Genomic DNA, 17,197 nt, shown 5'->3' on the forward strand with positions numbered 1-17,197 from the left:
CCTCGACCCACGACACCCAGAACCGAGCCCGCGCTTCACTGCTCACCCTCCGCTGCCCATACGTCCTCGCCACCATCCACATCCCTTCATTCGATCAGGAATGTTGCGACGACCGCATGAACCGAAGCTCGCTAACCACTCACAGGCCGGAGGCCATACATGGGACGATGAAGTCCGGAGGCGATGGCCATGGACGACCTGTGGGTCGTGGTCGAGACCGAACAGGGACGATCCAGGTTCGGTCCAGGTACGCCGGTGCGCGTAGGCCGCGATCCCCAGTTGGAGATCACCATCGCCAACCCCCTGGTGTCCCGCGAACATGCCCGGATCACCTGGGACGACGGATGGCTGCTCGTCGATGCCGACAGCAAGAACGGTATCTACATCGACGGTGAGCGCCGAGAGAAGATCCCGGTCGACGGTGCGCTCCGCGTCCGCCTCGGCGATGCCACCGACGGGCCGGTCCTGCGCATCTCGGTCGAGGATCCGGACGCGACGCGGCTGGCCGTGGGCGGTCGATGGGACGAGTCGACGATCAGCGTCGACGCTTCGGAACCGACACCGCACGAGTCGGTCCCGGCAGGCTCTCGCACGATCGGACGGTCGCCCGACAGCGACATCGTCGTCGCGGATGTGCTCGCCTCGCGTCATCACGCGATCGTCCACAGCGTGCCCGGTGCCCTCGAGATCGACGACTTGGGAAGTGCCAACGGAACGTTCGTCGACGACACCCGGGTCTCGCGAGCACGTCTGACCGAGAACGACGTGGTCACCATCGGCAACACGGATCTGATGGTGCAGGACGGCCGACTCGTTCTGCGGCAGACGGCGATTCCGACAGCGGGCGGCCTGCGGGTGGAGGGAGTCGGGCTCACCATCGACGGCGATCGGCGCCTGCTCGAAGACGTCACCTTCGATGCCGGACCGGGCAGTCTCACCGCCGTGATCGGACCCTCCGGCGCGGGAAAAACCACGGTAGCCACCATCATCTCGGGTTCGGGCAAACCCACGGACGGAGTCGTCGAATTCGAGGGGCGCAGCGTGCACACCGACTACTCGGTGCTGCGCTCCCGCATCGGAATGGTGCCCCAGGACGATGTCGTCCACAGGCAGCTGACCGTCAGGCGGGCGCTCGGATATGCCGCCGAGCTGAGACTGCCACCCGACACCACCCGGGCCGACCGCGAAGAGGTGATCGCGGGGGTGCTGGACGAATTGCAGCTGACCGAGCACGCCGACACTCGCGTCGACCGTCTTTCCGGCGGCCAGCGCAAACGCGCGTCCGTCGCGTTGGAACTGCTCACGGGCCCGTCTCTCCTCATCCTCGACGAGCCGACGTCGGGACTGGACCCGGCACTCGACCGGCAGATCATGGCGACGCTGCGCCGCCTCGCCGATTCGGGCCGCGTCGTCGTCATCGTCACGCACTCGTTGTCGTATCTCGAGATGTGCGACCAGGTCCTACTTCTCGCACCCGGCGGCAAGACCGCGTACGTCGGCCCACCCGACCGTGTCGGGGCCGCGCTCGGAAGCACCGACTGGGCGGACATCTTCGCCCGCGTCGCCGCGGACCCGGACGGAGTGTTCGCCGAGTACCGTGCCACCCGTCCGGAATCGGCGCCGCCGCCGGCGAGCCCGCCCGGTCCTCTGGGCCGTCCCGCACACACGTCTCGGCGCAAACAGTTGAGCACCGTCGCAAGGCGCCAGGTTCGATTGATTCGCGCCGACCGGGGCTACCTGATCTTCTTGTCGCTCCTGCCGTTCGTGTTGGGCGGGCTGGCTCTGCTCGTCCCGGGCGACAGCGGCTTCGGGCCGTCCGGCGACGACGTGTCCGGCGAACTGACGCAGATCCTGGTCGTGCTGATTCTCGGCGCCGCCTTCATGGGCTGTTCGCTGACCATCCGCGATCTGGTCGGCGAACGCATGGTCTACCACCGCGAACGGGCTGCGGGGCTGCTGCCGTCGGCCTACCTGACAGCCAAGATCGTGGTGTTCTGCGGCGCTGCCATCGTGCAGTCGGTGATCATGGTCGTGATCGTCTTCATCGGTAAGGGATTCCCCGGACGCGGAAGCGTCATTCCCTCCGGATCCCTCGAACTGATCGTGGACATCGCCGTCACCACCTGCTCGTGCGTGCTCGTCGGACTCGCGTTGTCGTCGGTGGCGCGCTCGAACGAGCAGGTGCTGCCGATGCTCGTGGTCACGATCATGGCGCAACTGGTGATGTGCGGCGGGTTGATCACGATCACCGGCCGTGCCGTACTCGAACAGTTCGCGTGGCTCTTCCCCTCGCGTTGGGGCTTCTCGGCCGCTGCCTCGACGGTCGACCTGGTCACGAATGCCACCGGCACGGAGCCGGACACGCTGTGGCAGCACGCCGCGTCGTGGTGGCTGCTCAGCATCGCCGTGCTGGTGCTCATCAGCTCGGTGCTTGCACTCTTCACGTACAGCAGGCTCCGGCTACGGGCGCTCCGCGCCCTGTGAGTGGTCAACGAGGGCAGAGACTCGTCAACCACTCACAGGGGCTGACCTCTAATCGGGTTGCGCATGGATGGGAAGATGAACGCCGTGAGCACTCCGGAGCATTTTCACCGTCGTCAGCCGCAGCGTGCGTTGGAGCAGTCGAGCAAGCTTCAGAACGTGCTGTACGAAATTCGCGGACCCGTACACGCGCATGCCGCCCGTCTCGAGGCCGAGGGTCACCGCATCCTCAAGCTCAACATCGGCAACCCGGCACCGTTCGGCTTCGATGCACCCGACGTGATCATGCGCGACATGATCGCCGCTCTGCCGTATGCGCAGGGTTACTCGGAGTCCAAGGGCATCTTCTCCGCGCGCCGCGCCATCGCGACCCGATACGAGCTTGTCCCCGGGTTCCCCGAACTGGACGTCGACGACATCTACCTGGGCAACGGGGTCTCCGAGCTCATCACCATCACGATGCAGGCACTGCTCGACAACGGTGACGAGGTGCTCATCCCGGCGCCGGACTACCCGCTGTGGACGGCCATGACCAGCCTGTCCGGTGGTACGCCCGTCCACTACCTGTGCGACGAGGGCAACGACTGGAACCCCGACGTCGCGGACATCGAGTCGAAGATCACCGACAAGACCAAGGCCTTGCTGGTCATCAACCCGAACAACCCCACCGGCGCGGTGTACTCGACCGAGGTGCTGCAGCAGTTGGTGGACCTGGCTCGCAAGCATCAGTTGCTGCTGCTGGCCGACGAGATCTACGACAAGATCCTCTACGACGATGCGAAGCACACCTCGCTGGCCACGCTGGCACCCGACCTCCTGTGCCTCACGTTCAACGGTTTGTCGAAGGCATACCGCGTCGCCGGTTACCGCGCCGGCTGGATGGCGATCACCGGACCCAAGGATCACGCGAAGGGCTTCCTCGAAGGCATCGACCTGCTCGCCTCCACCCGCCTCTGCCCGAACGTGCCCGGTCAGCACGCGATCCAGGTCGCACTCGGCGGCCATCAGAGCATCGAAGACCTGATCCTGCCCGGCGGCCGACTGCTCGAGCAGCGCGATGTCGCGTGGGAGCGGCTCAACATGATTCCGGGTGTCTCGTGTGTGAAGCCCCGCGGCGCACTGTATGCGTTCCCGCGCCTCGATCCCGAGGTCTACGAGATCCACGACGACGAGAAGCTGGTGCAGGATCTTCTCCTGCAGGAGAAGATCCTCGTCGTCCAGGGCACCGGATTCAATTGGCCCGATCACGACCACATTCGAATCGTCACCCTCCCCTGGGCTCGCGACCTCGCGGTGGCAATCGAGAGGTTCGGCAACTTCCTCACGAGCTACAAGCAGTAGGATCGAGACAGAAAGCGATACGAACATCGCTTTGCTATCTCTTTTGGGGGGATCATCATGGCCAGCGACACCCGAGCCAGGTTCGGGCAGTTCGTCTACAAGCGACGGCGAATGCTCAACCTGACCCAGGACGAGGTGACCGCTGCCGGCGGACCTTCGGACGCTGCACAGACCCGCGCCGAGAACGGAACAGGTCCTGATCCGAGCATCGAAACCCTCCGCAAGCTCGATATCGCGCTGCGTTGGGTTCCGGGTAGCGCCGCCCGCACCCTCGAGGGTGGCGTCCCGACCCCGGTGGAAGGTGAAGACCCGGCCCCGAACATGGTCACGCCTCCACCGCCGGCGCTCGGCCCGTCCCAGATTCCGCTCGATCTCGAGACCATCATCGAGATTCTCGGCCCGCACTCGAAGGTCAACCGTCTCGCGGAGGCCAACCCCGACGTGGCCGGACTGTCAGAGGCAGCCGAGGATCTGAATCGAGTCGTCTCCAAGATCACCGGTGCGTACGTGACCCGTCTCCTCGAGGTCAACGGCGGCCCCACCGGCCCCCGGCAGCCCCTCGTCGAGTTCGCGTTCGGGGCACTGCTCGAGGCACCACCCGAATTCGCCGACCCTGCTGAGCAAGAAGAGGCCTGGTATCGCCGCTTCCTGTCCGGACGACACCATGATCTCGACGAGCAGACCCGCGAGCGCTTCCACCAACGCTGGGAGAAGTCCCTCGCGTACCCCACACCCGATACCGATGCGAGCTCGGAGATCAGCGCATGAGCACCACCCCACTCTCCGTCCGCCTCAACCGGTTGTTCGCACTTGCGCACGAGGACGGAGCGCCGGAGCCCACCACCTCAGAGGTGGCGGAGTCGCTGGCGAGGATTCTCGGTCGGCCGGTGAGCATCGAGTCCGTGCAGGCGCTGCGCGACGGTGACGACCCGTACGGCGAGCCTGAGGTCCTTTCGGCACTTGCGGCCTGGTTCCACGCGCCGGTGCAGTACCTCTCGGACTCCGATTACCACGACTACGACACGTTGATTCGGTTCAAGCTCGCGGTCCGCGACGCCGGCGTCAACCACATGTCCATGCGCGGAACCCCGGACGCGCAGCAGCTGTCGGTCGAAGCGATGGAACGGATGATCCCGTTGCTACAGAACCTTCCCGGTCAGTTCGGCACGGATTCGCGGTAAGCCACCCACTCGCGGGCAATTCGGCCTGCCCGCACCCAGTGGCGGGCGATTCGAGCGAGCTCACCGGCCTCACTTCGCAGGTCCACCGAGTAGGAGGCGATCCGCTCACGCTCGGGCTCCGCCGGCTCGCCACCTGCGCGGGCGATGGCGCCCAGATGCAGACCGACCGCGATGCTCAGGTCGTGATCCTCACCGAGCGGTGGAACACGGCCGAACTGCGGATACTCGTCGACCACCAACATCGCATCACGTATCTCGACGCACATGCGATGCAGAGCCATCCGCGAGGGCAGCGCACTCCGGTCTGCCGGTCGCAGTTCGAGCACAACCTCGGGGACCGCGTCGGTGAGCGTGCGCCACATCGGCGACAGCAGCCTGCGCTGCCTCGAGGGCCGGTCGAGTTCGAACGCACCCATCGCGGTGCGGATCGCGGGCCGCACCGCGACGAGACACATGCCGACCAGGATGAACATCGTTGTCACACCGTTGATCTCGGTCCGGAACTCCGTGAATCCGTTCGTCACACCAAGGGCGCTCATGACTGCCGCCACCGCCATGGAGGCGGTGTCGATTCCGGACACCGCGCCGATACCGATCAGCACACCGAACATCCACCGCTCGGAACGATCGGTCGTCCGGCGCAGGCTCTTCGTTGCCACCACGATGATGGTCCCGCAGACGGTCAGCGACGGGATCGCGTAGACCACGAAGTACCCGGCGTACTGCCATCCGCCCGACTCCTCGATGCGTTCCCCGGCGGCGCGTGCAGGCGCGCTCAACATCAACAAGGCGATCCCGAGGAGCGCGGACAACGCCATGGACACCACGTGTATTCGCGGCCACTTGTCGGGCCCCCACGCCCACGCCACGGCAAGACTGAGCAGAGACGCGAACGACAACATGATGATCGCGTTACCGAAGTGGCGGGCGGTCCCGAAGCCGAAGGTCTCGTCGAGAGGCTGATGCACCCACGACTTCGACATCAGGACGGTGATCGACGCCAGGATCAGAAATACGTTCTGCCGGGTGTTGACCACACCGCGCCGGGTGAAGATCAGCCGGAGAGCTGTGGTGCCCCACACCACGAACAGGAGGATGCCGGTGACCAGCGGGGGTAACGCGGTCATGCTCAGAAGCTTCCAAGAATGCGTGCGGCCCGTTCGTCGCCGTTGCCGCCGCGGCGGTTCACCCGCGCCATGATGTGCGTCGCGAGGAGCTCCGCGTCGTACTCCTGCTTGGAGGAGTAATTCGACCTGCCGAAGGCACTGACGATCTCCGAGGACCCGACACTGGGCGCGAGATCACGCAGCTGGGCCGGATCGAGTGTGGTGTCACCGACCGGTTCGCGATCGTGATGAAGCTCCATGTGGGCGATCTCGTGGCACACGATGTGAGTGGCGTGCATGTCGGAGGTGTCGTCGGTGAAGACGATGACGTCGTCGGAAACTCGGGCCAGCCACATTCCGAAGTGATTACCTCGCAACACGCGATGCGGCACCGGAACCAACCTGATGGGACGGCCTCGTCGCGCGACCACACCGGCCACAACGGAATCACGGGTCACAGCGGACGGAAGATTCATCCGTTCCAGCGCTCGCCCGACTTCGTTTTCGCGGAATTGCCGCTTCACCGTTCACCTCCTGAACGGTGGCATTCTATGCCCTCGGGCGCACCGGTGCCCTTTGCGTCTCGGTACGGGTCGAGATATCGGCGTCTGTGATCGCAATCCCGGCAACGACACGGTTGCGATTTCGCCCACCCAGTTGACGAATGCACACGATGTGTATGTAAATTGGTTCTCGGCACTTCGGTGCCCACGAGCACCTGACGACCCTCCCCCCCCTGTGGTCGCCAGGTTGGTGGCGGGGTCAACCCCCCCTGTACCCCGCCACCCAGCTCGGCCTATCACTCGACGCGAAATCCACCCCTCGTTGCGAACTTCGCAGTCCGTTCCGCTGTGCCCTTGTGCACCGAATCTCAGCCCTCAGATCGATCCCCCTCCGGATCGATCTGCCAAAGCAGACACTCGAGCCCAACCCGATTCAGACTGCGCGGCCCTGCCGTCGAGCGCTTCGTGGGCGCATGTTCGACGTTGCCAGGATATTTAATCACATTGGCGATATGTAAGCGATACAAGAGCTATACCCGTGCGATGCGGCAACCTCGAGGTTCACTCGGTCGGCCCACCGATTTCGCCGTGACTACTCTGTCGTGGTGCTCACACACACGAATTACTCCGAAGACACTCGCCGATGACAACGCACGGTCACGGACACGGGCATGGCCACGGCGGACGGGCACCACTCGGAACGGCTGCCGCCACCGTCGTCATCACCCTCCTCGGCATCATCGCGGCGGCAGTGGCCGTGGGTGCAGCACTGTTGTGGCCGAGCACCGAGCAGATCCAGACCAAGCTGCCACTGGGCGACTCTGTTGTCAGCGAATCCGGAACCGTCACCGCTCACGAGCCCGGCGCGTGCGGCAGTGTGTCCGCCGGTCGAGCGTTCACCGGCAACCCGGTGCCGCCCGAGACCGATACGTACCAGTGCGAACGCAGCATCGTCGACATCGAATCGGGCGACGACTCGGGGATGCGAACCCTTCTCGAGATCATCCCGAACCCCGGGCAGCCAAGCCTGCAGGTGGGTGACGACATTCGGATGCTTCGCCAACCGGACACCACCGGCGCGATCCAGTACTCTTTCGAGGACTACTCGCGCGGCATGCCGCTGGCTCTGATCACACTCGTCTTCGCCGCGGTCGTCATCGCCGTCGCCCGTTGGCGCGGGCTACGGGCGCTGGTGGGCATCGTCGTCGCCTTCGCCGTCCTCGTCGTGTTCATGCTCCCCGCACTGCTGGACGGCAAGCCCGCGATACCCGTCGCACTCGTCGGCGGTGCAATCATCTTGTATGCGGTGCTGTATCTGGCGCACGGCGTCTCGCTACGCACCAGCTCGGCCCTACTCGGGACGCTCGCGTCGATGTTCCTGGCCGCAGTGTTGTCGTATGCCGCCATTGGCCTCACCCGACTGACCGGCCTTTCCGAAGAACAGAACACCGATGTGCAGGCATATATCGGCACGGTGAGCATCACCGGACTCTTGTTGGCGGGCTTCATCATCGGTTCGTTGGGTGTCCTCAACGACGTGACGATCACTCAGGCATCGTCCGCATTCGAACTGGCAGAACTCGATCCGGATGCCAACCGTCGCAACATTTTCGCGTCCGCGATGCGGGTGGGTCGCGACCACATCGCCAGTACCGTCTACACGCTTGTCCTCGCCTACGCCGGCGGCGCGTTGCCGTTGCTGCTGCTGTTCAGCGTGTCGGGGCGTTCGATCCAGGACGTGCTGACGAGCGACGCGGTGGCAACGGAGATCACCAGGTCCGCAGTGGGTGGCATTGCACTGGCGTTGTCTGTCCCGTTGACGACGGGAATTGCCGTGTTGCTCGCCCGTCCTCTCGGGAGCGCACCGACTCCTGTTCGCAGCGGTGGACGCCACTCACGCTGAACGATCAGCCGGGAAAGCGCGGAAACTCCGGCAACTGCAGCGGCGGCAACTGGATCGGGGGTAGCCCCGGAAAGACCGGGCCCGGCGGCGGTGGCGGGGGCGGAGCCGGTTCCGGCATCTCGACACTCCGCGGGGTTCGAGGCTGCGTGGGCGCCGCTTCGCTGATCTCGGGCGCAGGCGGCGGTGGGGGTGGCGGCGCGATCGTGGTGCTGCTGGGCGGAGCGACGATCGGAGCGGCCGGAACCGCCTCGCCCACTGTCGCCCCGGGCGTCATCGCGCTACCGACGGCAACCCCGATTCCCAGGATTCCCAACACTGCTGTGCTTGCGGCAACGGCACCCATCTTTCGCTTACGTGCGCGTGCTTCGCTGCCGGCGGATGGCCCGTCGATCAACGCGGCCCAGTCCGGCTCGGGCGAAGACGAATCGGACGACGCCGAGTCGTCGGTCGGCGTCACCTGCTCAGCCGACTCCGAACGAACCAACAGTCCGGCGCCACGGGCGGACACCAGTTCCGGAGTATCCGGCACCACAGTGGGCAAGGCGATCCACGCCTCGATCACCGAACGCACCAATGGGATGTGGGCCCCGCCGCCGACCAGAACGACAAGATCGGGAACACGTGGAGAACGCGCAATCACCTCACGTGCGAGGCGAGCGGACGATTCGACCACAACTGTGACGAGCGAGTCGAACACCGAGCGCGACAGCAGGAGCAGACCGCTGTCGCCCGGCACGCACACCGCACCGCCGCGCGACAACTGTTCTTTGGCGGCCCGGCACTGCGCATCGAGTTCGCGTGACTCCGCTTCCGTGCGCGGGGAACGAAGCCGGCCAGCCGACACCTGGTTGTCTCGGACTAGACGATCGAACATGTCGCCGCCCACGGTGTCGGTCCGAAGCGATTCGAGGACGTCCCCGCTGGCCCGATCGACGACGCTGATGGTGAGTCCCGAACTACCCAGGTCGTAGATCATCGGAACTTCGGCAGACTCGAGAACACCGGATTGTTCCAGTGCGTGCAGGGTGGCCCGAACTTCCGGCACCAGGCGATAGCTTCGAAGCTGCTGGCGAGCCATCGCAGCGTGCACGGCCCCCGCCTGTACGTCGTCCCGGTAGGCGACGCCCGTGTGATGCACCCGCCCTGGGTTCGCATCGCCGGTCAGAACGACACCGATCGATTCGGCGGCCAATTCTTCCGGACGTCGGGCATCGACCGACTGCGACAGAACACCGTCTCGGTCACTGATATCTGGGCGCACCAAACGCACAGCGCTCGCCCCCACCGATACACCGAGAACCGAACTCATGGGCCCCTCAATCGCCATTACATGGGTCCGATGTTCGAATCCCCCCACCCTGTGATTCGAGAGCCTACCGAAATCTCCGAGAATCAGCGCTGCGCAGACGATCTACCAGGCACTCGGGTGGCGCAGGTCACCCGCGCCCGAGTCCTCGGTAGTCCCAACCCGCATCCCGCCATGCCTGTGCGTCCAGGCAGTTGCGGCCATCGACCATCACCTTGCGGCCGACGACGTCCGAGAGATCACCCGGCTCCAGATTCACGAATTCCTTCCACTCCGTGAGCAGGAGGATGGCGTCGGCGTTCTCGCAGGCCTCCGTGACGGACGTGGCGTAATCGAGGGTGGGAAACAACCGTCGAGCGTTGTCCAGAGCCTTGGGGTCGTAGACGCTGACCACCGCGCCGTGAAGCTGCATCATGCCCGCGACGTTGAGCGCCGGCGAGTCACGCACGTCGTCCGACTCCGGCTTGAAGGCGGCCCCGAGAACCGCGACGTTCGCACCGAGCAGCGAACCGCCGCAGGCCTGTGCGGCCAGTTCGACCATGCGGGTGCGACGACGCATGTTGATGCTGTCCACCTCGCGCAGGAAGTGCAGAGCCTGGTTCGCGCCGAGTTCACCGGCACGTGCCATGAAGGCTCTGATGTCCTTGGGCAGGCAGCCGCCGCCGAACCCGAGTCCGGCATTCAGGAATCGACGACCGATGCGGGCGTCGTAGCCGAGAGCGTCGGCGAGTTCGGTGACGTCGGCGCCCGTCGCCTCGCACACTTCGGATATTGCGTTGATGAACGAGATCTTGGTCGCCAGGAAGGCGTTCGCAGACACCTTCACCAGTTCCGCGGTCGCCAGATCCGTCACGAGAAAGGGGACGTCGTTGTCGAGCAGGTCCGCATACAGCTCGCGGAGCTGCGATTCGGCGCGCCCCGGGCGGTCGCGGTCGATCCCGAGCACCAGCCGATCCGGGCGCAACGTGTCCTCGACGGCGAATCCTTCGCGCAGGAACTCGGGATTCCACACCACTTCGACGTCGTCACCGGCAGGCGCCTGTCGGCGGATGCGAACACCCAGGTCGGCGGCAGTACCCACCGGCACGGTGGACTTGCCGACGATCACGGCCGGTCCGTCGAGCAGCGGGGCCAAGGTGTCGATCACCGAGTGCACGTGGCGCAGATCCGCGGCGTATTCGCCCTTTTTCTGCGGAGTGCCGACGCCGACGAAGTGCAGGTCCGCAAATGCGGCCGCTTCGTCGTACGACGTGGTGAACCGCAATCGACCTGCATCGATGTTGCGGCGGAGCACCTCGGCGAGGCCGGGCTCATAGAAAGGAACTTCACCGGACGAGAGCTTCGCCACTTTGCCGGGGTCTATGTCGACGCCCAGAACATCGTGACCGAGCTCGGCCATACAGGCCGCGTGGGTCGCCCCCAGGTATCCGGTTCCAAACACGGTGCAGCGCATGTCACCTTGATAATCCCGGGAAGTGATCACCACGGATACCTCGTCGGTGTGTGGAACCAACAACACGTGTACAACAGGTGAGGTGCCTGTTCGGCGCTCGGATTTCGAGACCTTATGCTTTCGGTCATGCATGTTCTTTTCGTCTGCACCGAAAACGTCAGCCGCTCCGCGACGGCCGAACGCATCACCGCGGCCTATGCCGAAGAAATCGGCACGGCCGATCTCGTTGCATCGAGTGCGGGAACGAAGGCCAAGGCTGGTCAGCCCATGGAGAAGACTGCGGCTGCTGTCTTGGAGGGACTCGGTGGAGACCCCACCGACTTCAGCGCCAGAAGCCTCACCGCGGAGATCGCCGGAGATGCTGATCTGATCTTGACGATGACGGAGAGCGAGCGCGACGAGGTCCTGAAGCTCGCCCCGACGCAGTCGAAGAAGGCGTTCACACTCAAAGAAGCCGCGCGTCTCGCGGAGGATTCGGGAGCCGGCACGGTCTCGGCGCTCGATGCCGCCCGAACCAAGTTCACGGCTTCCGAAGGTCCCGAGGACATCGCCGACCCGTCGGGCAAGGACGAGGAGACCTACCTGACGGTGGGTTCCGAGATCGCCGAGTTGACGGGTGCATTGACCCGCTCGGTGCGTTCGTAGCGGATACGGGTCGGCCTGCCCCTGAAATTAGAGTGGCCCCGCCAAACCGGGGGGGTGGGTTGGCGGGGCCGGCGCAACCAGCCGGGGGGGTTGGCTGGACGTGCGTTCCCCACACTAGACCCAACCTCGCCGAGATGCACGAATTTCACATGTCTAATTTGTGTAACGCTCGACTGCGGGACTCGACCGGGCCGTGGGCGGCCGCCACATTCGGGCGATACCAACCGGTTTCGCTGCTTGCAGGCGCCTGACGAACTGAACCGCGTTCAAGTGTGATGACCTGGTCCGCCCGCGCAGCGCCCGGCAGGTCGTGGGTCGCAACGACGACCGTCGCGCCGCGCGCAGCCTCCTCCCCGATCACCTCGTCGATCACCGCAGCAGCCTCCATATCGAGCCCCGCACTCGGCTCGTCGAGGAGCACGAGATCACCTCGCTGTACGACTGCCTGGGCCAGTAGCGCGCGTTGACATTGCCCACCGGAGAGCGTCGCGAGCCGTCGACGCCGCAGCGCAACGAGCCCGAGCCGGTCGAGCGCCGCATCGACCGCACGTCGATCCGCGGACGACACCCGCCGGAACAGACCTGCCCGCCCCCACACTCCCATTGCCACCACTTCCTGCACGGACAGCGGCAACCGGGAACCAACCGCGCTGCGCTGCGGAACGTAGGCCACCGACGTCGGCACCCCCGCGACCGAACCGGAACCGGGCGCGGCGACCCCCGCGAGTACCTGCAGAAGCGTCGACTTGCCTGAACCGTTGTGCCCCACGAGCGCCGTGACGGTTCCGGGCGCAAACCTCGCATTCACGCCGCGCAGCGCCGTGTCCGCGCCGTATCGCACGGTCAATTCGCTTATGACAATCATCGTCAATTAGGTTAGCACCGTGCAGTGGCTACTCGACCCGTTCACCGTTTCGTTCGTCCGCAGGGCCCTGCTCTCGGGCATGCTCGTCTCGATCCTGTGCGCCCTCGTCGGCACCTGGGTCGTCCTGCGCGGAATGGCGTTCATGAGTGACGCCGTGTCTCACGGCATGCTCCCCGGAATCGCCGTCTCCTACCTGGTAGGCGCGAACCTGGTAGCCGGAGCCGCCATCAGCGCGATCATGATGATCGCCGGAATCGCGTGGGTGTCAAAAGATTCGGAGCTCTCCGAGGACACCGGAATCGGACTCCTGTTCGCCGGAATGCTCGCCCTCGGTGTGGTGATCGTGTCCCGATCGAGTTCGTTCGCGGTAGACCTCACCGGCTTCCTGTTCGGCGACGTCCTCTCTGCCACCGTCGACGATCTGTGGTGGCTCGCGGGAGCGGTCGTCCTTGCAGCCGGGGTGTCCGTGGCCTGCTATCGCCCGTTCGTAGCCCTGGTCTTCGACGAACGAAAGGCGCACACGCTCGGCCTCCGCCCGAGGTTCGCCCATATCGCACTACTCGCACTGGTCGTCCTGGCGGTGGTCGCGTCGTTCCGAGTCGTGGGCACCCTCCTGGTGTTCGGACTCCTGATCGCACCCTCTGCCACTGCATATCTGTTCGGTCGTTCGATTGCCGCAACCATGACACTTGCGGTGCTGTTCGGCTGGTCGGCGACCTTCATCGGCCTCGTGACGTCGTGGTACGGCGACACGGCCGCGGGTGCGACGATCGCCGGGACGGCGGTGGCGCAGTTCTTCGTCGTCGGTGCCGGGCGCGCTGCCCGAAGGCGCCTCCGTTTACGATAATGATTATCGTTTCCTTCAAAGACGGAGAACCTGTGCGCCAGTCCACCTTCTTTCGAGTCGCCGCTGTGGCCGCGACCGCTTCCCTGACACTCACCGCCTGCGGATCGCACGAAGAATCGAAAGACCCTGCCGGGGGATCCTCCGCCGCAGGCAGCGACCTCGCCGCCGAATCCGGGTCGACGGAGGTGGACGGACCTCAACCACGCCTCGTCCTCGCCGATGCCGATTCGGGGCGAGTCGACATCGTCGACCTCACCTCCGAAGAATCGCTCCACTCCTTCGACCTCGAGGGCGCTGCGAAACTCACCACGGTCAACGACCGATACGTGTACGCCGTGAACGGAAAGGGCGACGTCACCCACGTCCTCGAACCGGGCTCGTGGACCATCGACCACGGTGATCACACGCACTCCTACACCAAGGAACCCACCGAACTCGGCCGAATCGACGGCACGAAACCGGCGCACGTAGTCGCCGGCGATCGCAAGGTCGCCACCTTCTTCGACGGCGACGGCACGGCAACGGTCAACACGTTCGACGAACTGTCGGACGGTAACTCCGACCCCGAATTCTCGATCACGGCGAACGCACCGCAGCACGGAGTCGTGATTCCGGTCGACGACCACTTTCTGGTCTCGCGGTCCAGCGAAAACCCCGAAGACACTCGCCCCGAATCCTTCGAACTCCGCAACACCGAGGGCGAGATCACACAGTCGTTCGACACTCCGTGCCCCCGGATGCATGGCGCGGCCGCGTTCGACAAGTACGCGGTGGTCGCGTGCGACGACGGGGTGTTCATTGCCTCCACCGACGGCACCGATGGCACCGAGTGGACGTCCGAGAAGGTCCCCTACCCCGACGGCATCACACCCGAATCCCGACCCACCACATTCCGCGAGCAAGATTCCGTGCCGATTCTCGTCGCAACTGCCGGACCGGCCGCGACCAACGACGGGGTTCTCGTGTTCGACACGGTGGCACGCGGCTGGACTCACATCCGCACACCGGATCGTGCTCTCGACGTGAATCTCTCCGGTGACGGCAAAACGGCGTTCGCCGTTCTCGCCGACGGCTCGTTCCGCACCTACGACATCGCCACCGGTGCCGAGACCGCATCCACACCGGCCCTGGCCGAGCCGTTCGATTGGAGTGACGCGTCGCAGCCGAAGCCGTCGATTCTGGTGTCCGGCAAGCGTGCATACGTGAGCGACCCGGCCGGATCGCGAGTGCAGGAGATCGACTATCGCGACAACGCGCGCATCGCCCGCACCCTCGACGCCGGATTCACCGTCGGCTCGATGAGCGTGGTGGGCGAATGAAGCGCTCGATCGCCCTCGCCGCGCTTCTGACCGGCGCGGTGCTCGCCACCACGGGATGTTCGGTGGACATGAGCACGGACCGCCCGACCGTCGTCGTGACCACGAACATTCTCGGCGACATCACCGAGAACATCGTCGGCGACGCCGCTGAGGTGCGGGTGCTCATGCCGCCGAACGCGGATCCGCACTCGTTCGAGATCTCCGCGGCGGAATCGGCCCGGATCGCCTCCGCAGACCTGGTGATCTCCAACGGACTCGGCCTAGAAGAAGGCATTGCGAAAACGGTCGACGCTGCCCGGTCCGAGAACGTCCCGGTGCTGGAGGTGGCACCCGACGTCGAGCCGATCTCCTTCGGCGGCGGTGACGGCGCGGGTACGCCGGACCCGCATTTCTGGACGGACCCCGACCGGGTGGCGCGCGCGGTCGGGCTGATTCGGGATGCGGTCACCATGCACGTCGAGGGCGTAGACACGTCCGCGATCGACGCGCGGGCGAAGAGTTACGCCGACCGAATTGCGCAACTCACGTCGACGATGGCCGCGCGCTTCGAGTCCATTCCCGAACCCAGGCGCACGCTGATCACCAATCATCACGTGTTCGGCTATCTCGCAGAACGATTCGACTTCGAGGTGATCGGAGCCGTGGTCCCGAGCGGCACGACCTTGGCCTCGCCGAGTTCTGCGGATCTGGCCGACCTGTCCCACGCGGTGCGCGATTCGGGTGTCCCTGCGATCTTCGTCGACTCGTCGCAACCCTCGAAGCTGGCAGAGGCTCTGGCGAAGGAATCCGGGACGGACGTCGAGGTGGTGGGACTGTTCAGCGAGTCTTTGGGCGAGGACGGATCCGGCGCAGCCACGTACCTGGAGATGATGGAATCCAACTCCGAGCGCATCACCGAGGCGCTTCGGTGAGCCTTCGACATGCGGAGATGCGCATTATTAGCTTTGACAATCGTTTGCAATAAGGGTTGTCTTCTCGCTCGTGAAGACACCACACGGAAACCGCATACTCACGGCCGCAGTCGCGCTGAGCGCGTCGGCCGCACTACTCGTCGGCTGCTCATCGAATGACGCCGCCACCGACACGAAGTCGACTGACGCAGCCGGGCCACGACTCACCGCCAGTTACGACGACGGCGTCATGGTCCTCGACGCCGACACCCTGGAGGTCGTGGACACCATCGAGGACATCGATGGATTCGTCCGCCTGAATCCGGCAGGCGACGGCAGGCACGTACTCGTCAGCACAGGCAACGCGTTCGAGGCGCTCGACACCGCCGAGCCGGCGCTGACCGATGTGCGCTTCGCCGCCGACACACCGGGCCACGTGGTCCGTCACGACGGCAAGACGGTCCTGTTCGACGACGGCACCGGCAAAGTGACCATCTTCGATCCCACCGCACTGAGCGACGGGCAGCCCGAAACGCGTGAGCACGTCACCGCCGAGGCGCACCACGGTGTCGCGGTGGAACTCTCGGACAACACCCTTCTCACGACCCTGGGCAACGAGGACGAACGCCAGGGCGTCGTCGTACTGGACGAACACGGACACGAGACCGCTCGAAGCGAGGAATGCCCCGGTGTGCACGGTGAAGCCGTGGCAGCCGGCGAGGCCGTGTCGTTCGGATGCGAGAACGGCGCCCTCGTCGTGAAGGACGGGGTCGTCACGAAAATCTCCGCACCGGATCCGTACGGAAGAATCGGCAACCAGGCCGGTTCCGAGAACTCCCCCGTCCTGCTGGGCGACTACAAGACGGACCCGGACGCGGATCTGGAGCGGCCCGAACGAGTGTCCCTGATCGACACCGAGACGAACCAGATCTCGCTCGTCGACCTCGGCACCAGCTACAGCTTCAGGTCGCTGGGCCGAGGGCCGGACGGAGAAGCACTGGTCCTCGGTACGGATGGTGCCGTGCACGTGATCGACCCGAGCACCAAGGCTGTGACGGCAACGATCCCCGTCGTCGCCCCCTGGTCCGAATCGGAAACCTGGCAGGATCCTCGTCCCACCCTCTTCGTTCAGGGCGACACCGCATACGTCACCGATCCGGCAACCAAAGCGATTCACTCGGTCGATCTCGCGTCGAAGAAGGTGACAGCGAAAGCCGAACTCCCCGAGACTCCCAACGAGTTGACCGGCGTTACCGGCTAGCAACGGACCGGGTTTCGGTTGTGGAGCGCACCGAGCGCTCCACAACCGAAACGCGCCAGCTTGGGAACTCTCACAACACGCGACTACTCATCCGCC

General features: G+C 65.2%; 15 protein-coding genes. 10 read left to right on the top strand and 5 right to left on the bottom strand.

The window, feature by feature from the left end; genetic code table 11:
- Window positions 1–183 precede the first annotated feature (183 nt).
- The 4 genes from ACZI8R_RS17015 to ACZI8R_RS17030 are packed head-to-tail and all read left to right on the top strand — an operon-like array spanning window position 184 to window position 5,003.
- Window positions 184–2,484: an FHA domain-containing protein gene (locus ACZI8R_RS17015; protein WP_463380837.1), complete on the top strand. Its 2,301-nt coding sequence runs from the start codon at window positions 184–186 to the stop codon at window positions 2,482–2,484.
- 57 nt (window positions 2,485–2,541) lie between these two features.
- Window positions 2,542–3,822 carry a pyridoxal phosphate-dependent aminotransferase gene (locus ACZI8R_RS17020; protein WP_463380838.1) on the top strand — a complete coding sequence of 427 codons (1,281 nt, stop codon included), beginning with the start codon at window positions 2,542–2,544 and terminating at the stop codon, window positions 3,820–3,822.
- Window positions 3,823–3,879: 57 nt separating this feature from the next.
- Entirely contained in the window at window positions 3,880–4,590 is a 711-nt protein-coding gene (locus ACZI8R_RS17025) for a helix-turn-helix domain-containing protein (RefSeq protein WP_463380839.1), read from the top strand.
- Window positions 4,587–5,003 (top strand): hypothetical protein, encoded by a 417-nt coding sequence (locus ACZI8R_RS17030; protein ID WP_463380840.1) that lies wholly within the window; start codon window positions 4,587–4,589, stop codon window positions 5,001–5,003. The genes ACZI8R_RS17025 and ACZI8R_RS17030 overlap by 4 nt, the downstream gene beginning before the upstream one ends.
- Here ACZI8R_RS17030 and ACZI8R_RS17035 read toward each other — a convergent pair.
- Both ACZI8R_RS17035 and ACZI8R_RS17040 read right to left on the bottom strand, forming a co-directional pair.
- Window positions 4,979–6,130 (bottom strand): MAB_1171c family putative transporter, encoded by a 1,152-nt coding sequence (locus ACZI8R_RS17035; RefSeq protein WP_463380841.1) that lies wholly within the window; start codon window positions 6,128–6,130, stop codon window positions 4,979–4,981. The two genes, ACZI8R_RS17030 and ACZI8R_RS17035, sit on opposite strands and share 25 nt — an antisense overlap.
- Window positions 6,131–6,132: 2 nt before the next feature.
- On the bottom strand, window positions 6,133–6,633 hold the full coding sequence (locus ACZI8R_RS17040) for a hypothetical protein (protein WP_463380842.1): 501 nt from the start codon (window positions 6,631–6,633) through the stop codon (window positions 6,133–6,135).
- Window positions 6,634–7,255: 622 nt separating this feature from the next.
- Between ACZI8R_RS17040 and ACZI8R_RS17045 the strand changes: the two genes are divergently transcribed.
- Window positions 7,256–8,515, top strand: a complete 1,260-nt coding sequence (locus ACZI8R_RS17045) for a YibE/F family protein (RefSeq protein ID WP_463380843.1) — start codon at window positions 7,256–7,258, stop codon at window positions 8,513–8,515.
- Window positions 8,516–8,519: 4 nt separating this feature from the next.
- Here ACZI8R_RS17045 and ACZI8R_RS17050 read toward each other — a convergent pair whose 3' ends face one another.
- Both ACZI8R_RS17050 and ACZI8R_RS17055 read right to left on the bottom strand, forming a co-directional pair.
- Complete coding sequence (locus tag ACZI8R_RS17050) at window positions 8,520–9,824, bottom strand: Hsp70 family protein (protein WP_463380844.1); 1,305 nt, start codon at window positions 9,822–9,824, stop codon at window positions 8,520–8,522.
- 127 nt (window positions 9,825–9,951) lie between these two features.
- Window positions 9,952–11,274, bottom strand: coding sequence for a UDP-glucose dehydrogenase family protein (locus ACZI8R_RS17055; protein ID WP_463380845.1), 1,323 nt, complete (start codon window positions 11,272–11,274; stop codon window positions 9,952–9,954).
- Between the two features lie 126 nt (window positions 11,275–11,400).
- On the opposite strand from ACZI8R_RS17055, the gene ACZI8R_RS17060 reads away from it, so the two are divergent.
- Window positions 11,401–11,919, top strand: coding sequence for an arsenate reductase/protein-tyrosine-phosphatase family protein (locus tag ACZI8R_RS17060; RefSeq protein WP_463380846.1), 519 nt, complete (start codon window positions 11,401–11,403; stop codon window positions 11,917–11,919).
- Between the two features lie 145 nt (window positions 11,920–12,064).
- On the opposite strand, the gene aztA is transcribed toward ACZI8R_RS17060, so the two are convergent.
- Window positions 12,065–12,784, bottom strand: coding sequence for a zinc ABC transporter ATP-binding protein AztA (aztA, locus tag ACZI8R_RS17065; RefSeq protein WP_463380847.1), 720 nt, complete (start codon window positions 12,782–12,784; stop codon window positions 12,065–12,067).
- 19 nt (window positions 12,785–12,803) lie between these two features.
- Here aztA and aztB point away from each other — a divergent pair, with 19 nt between their 5' ends.
- The 4 genes from aztB (at window position 12,804) to aztD (ending at window position 17,101) form a co-directional block, all read left to right on the top strand.
- Window positions 12,804–13,631, top strand: coding sequence for a zinc ABC transporter permease AztB (aztB, locus tag ACZI8R_RS17070; RefSeq protein ID WP_463380848.1), 828 nt, complete (start codon window positions 12,804–12,806; stop codon window positions 13,629–13,631).
- Between the two features lie 32 nt (window positions 13,632–13,663).
- Window positions 13,664–14,950, top strand: coding sequence for a YncE family protein (locus ACZI8R_RS17075; protein ID WP_463380849.1), 1,287 nt, complete (start codon window positions 13,664–13,666; stop codon window positions 14,948–14,950).
- Window positions 14,947–15,861: a zinc ABC transporter substrate-binding protein AztC gene (gene aztC / locus ACZI8R_RS17080; RefSeq protein WP_463380850.1), complete on the top strand. Its 915-nt coding sequence runs from the start codon at window positions 14,947–14,949 to the stop codon at window positions 15,859–15,861. The genes ACZI8R_RS17075 and aztC overlap by 4 nt, the downstream gene beginning before the upstream one ends.
- A 70-nt stretch (window positions 15,862–15,931) precedes the next feature.
- Window positions 15,932–17,101 carry a zinc metallochaperone AztD gene (aztD, locus tag ACZI8R_RS17085; protein WP_463380851.1) on the top strand — a complete coding sequence of 390 codons (1,170 nt, stop codon included), beginning with the start codon at window positions 15,932–15,934 and terminating at the stop codon, window positions 17,099–17,101.
- Window positions 17,102–17,197 lie beyond the last annotated feature (96 nt).

The organism is Rhodococcus huquni (assembly GCF_055231055.1).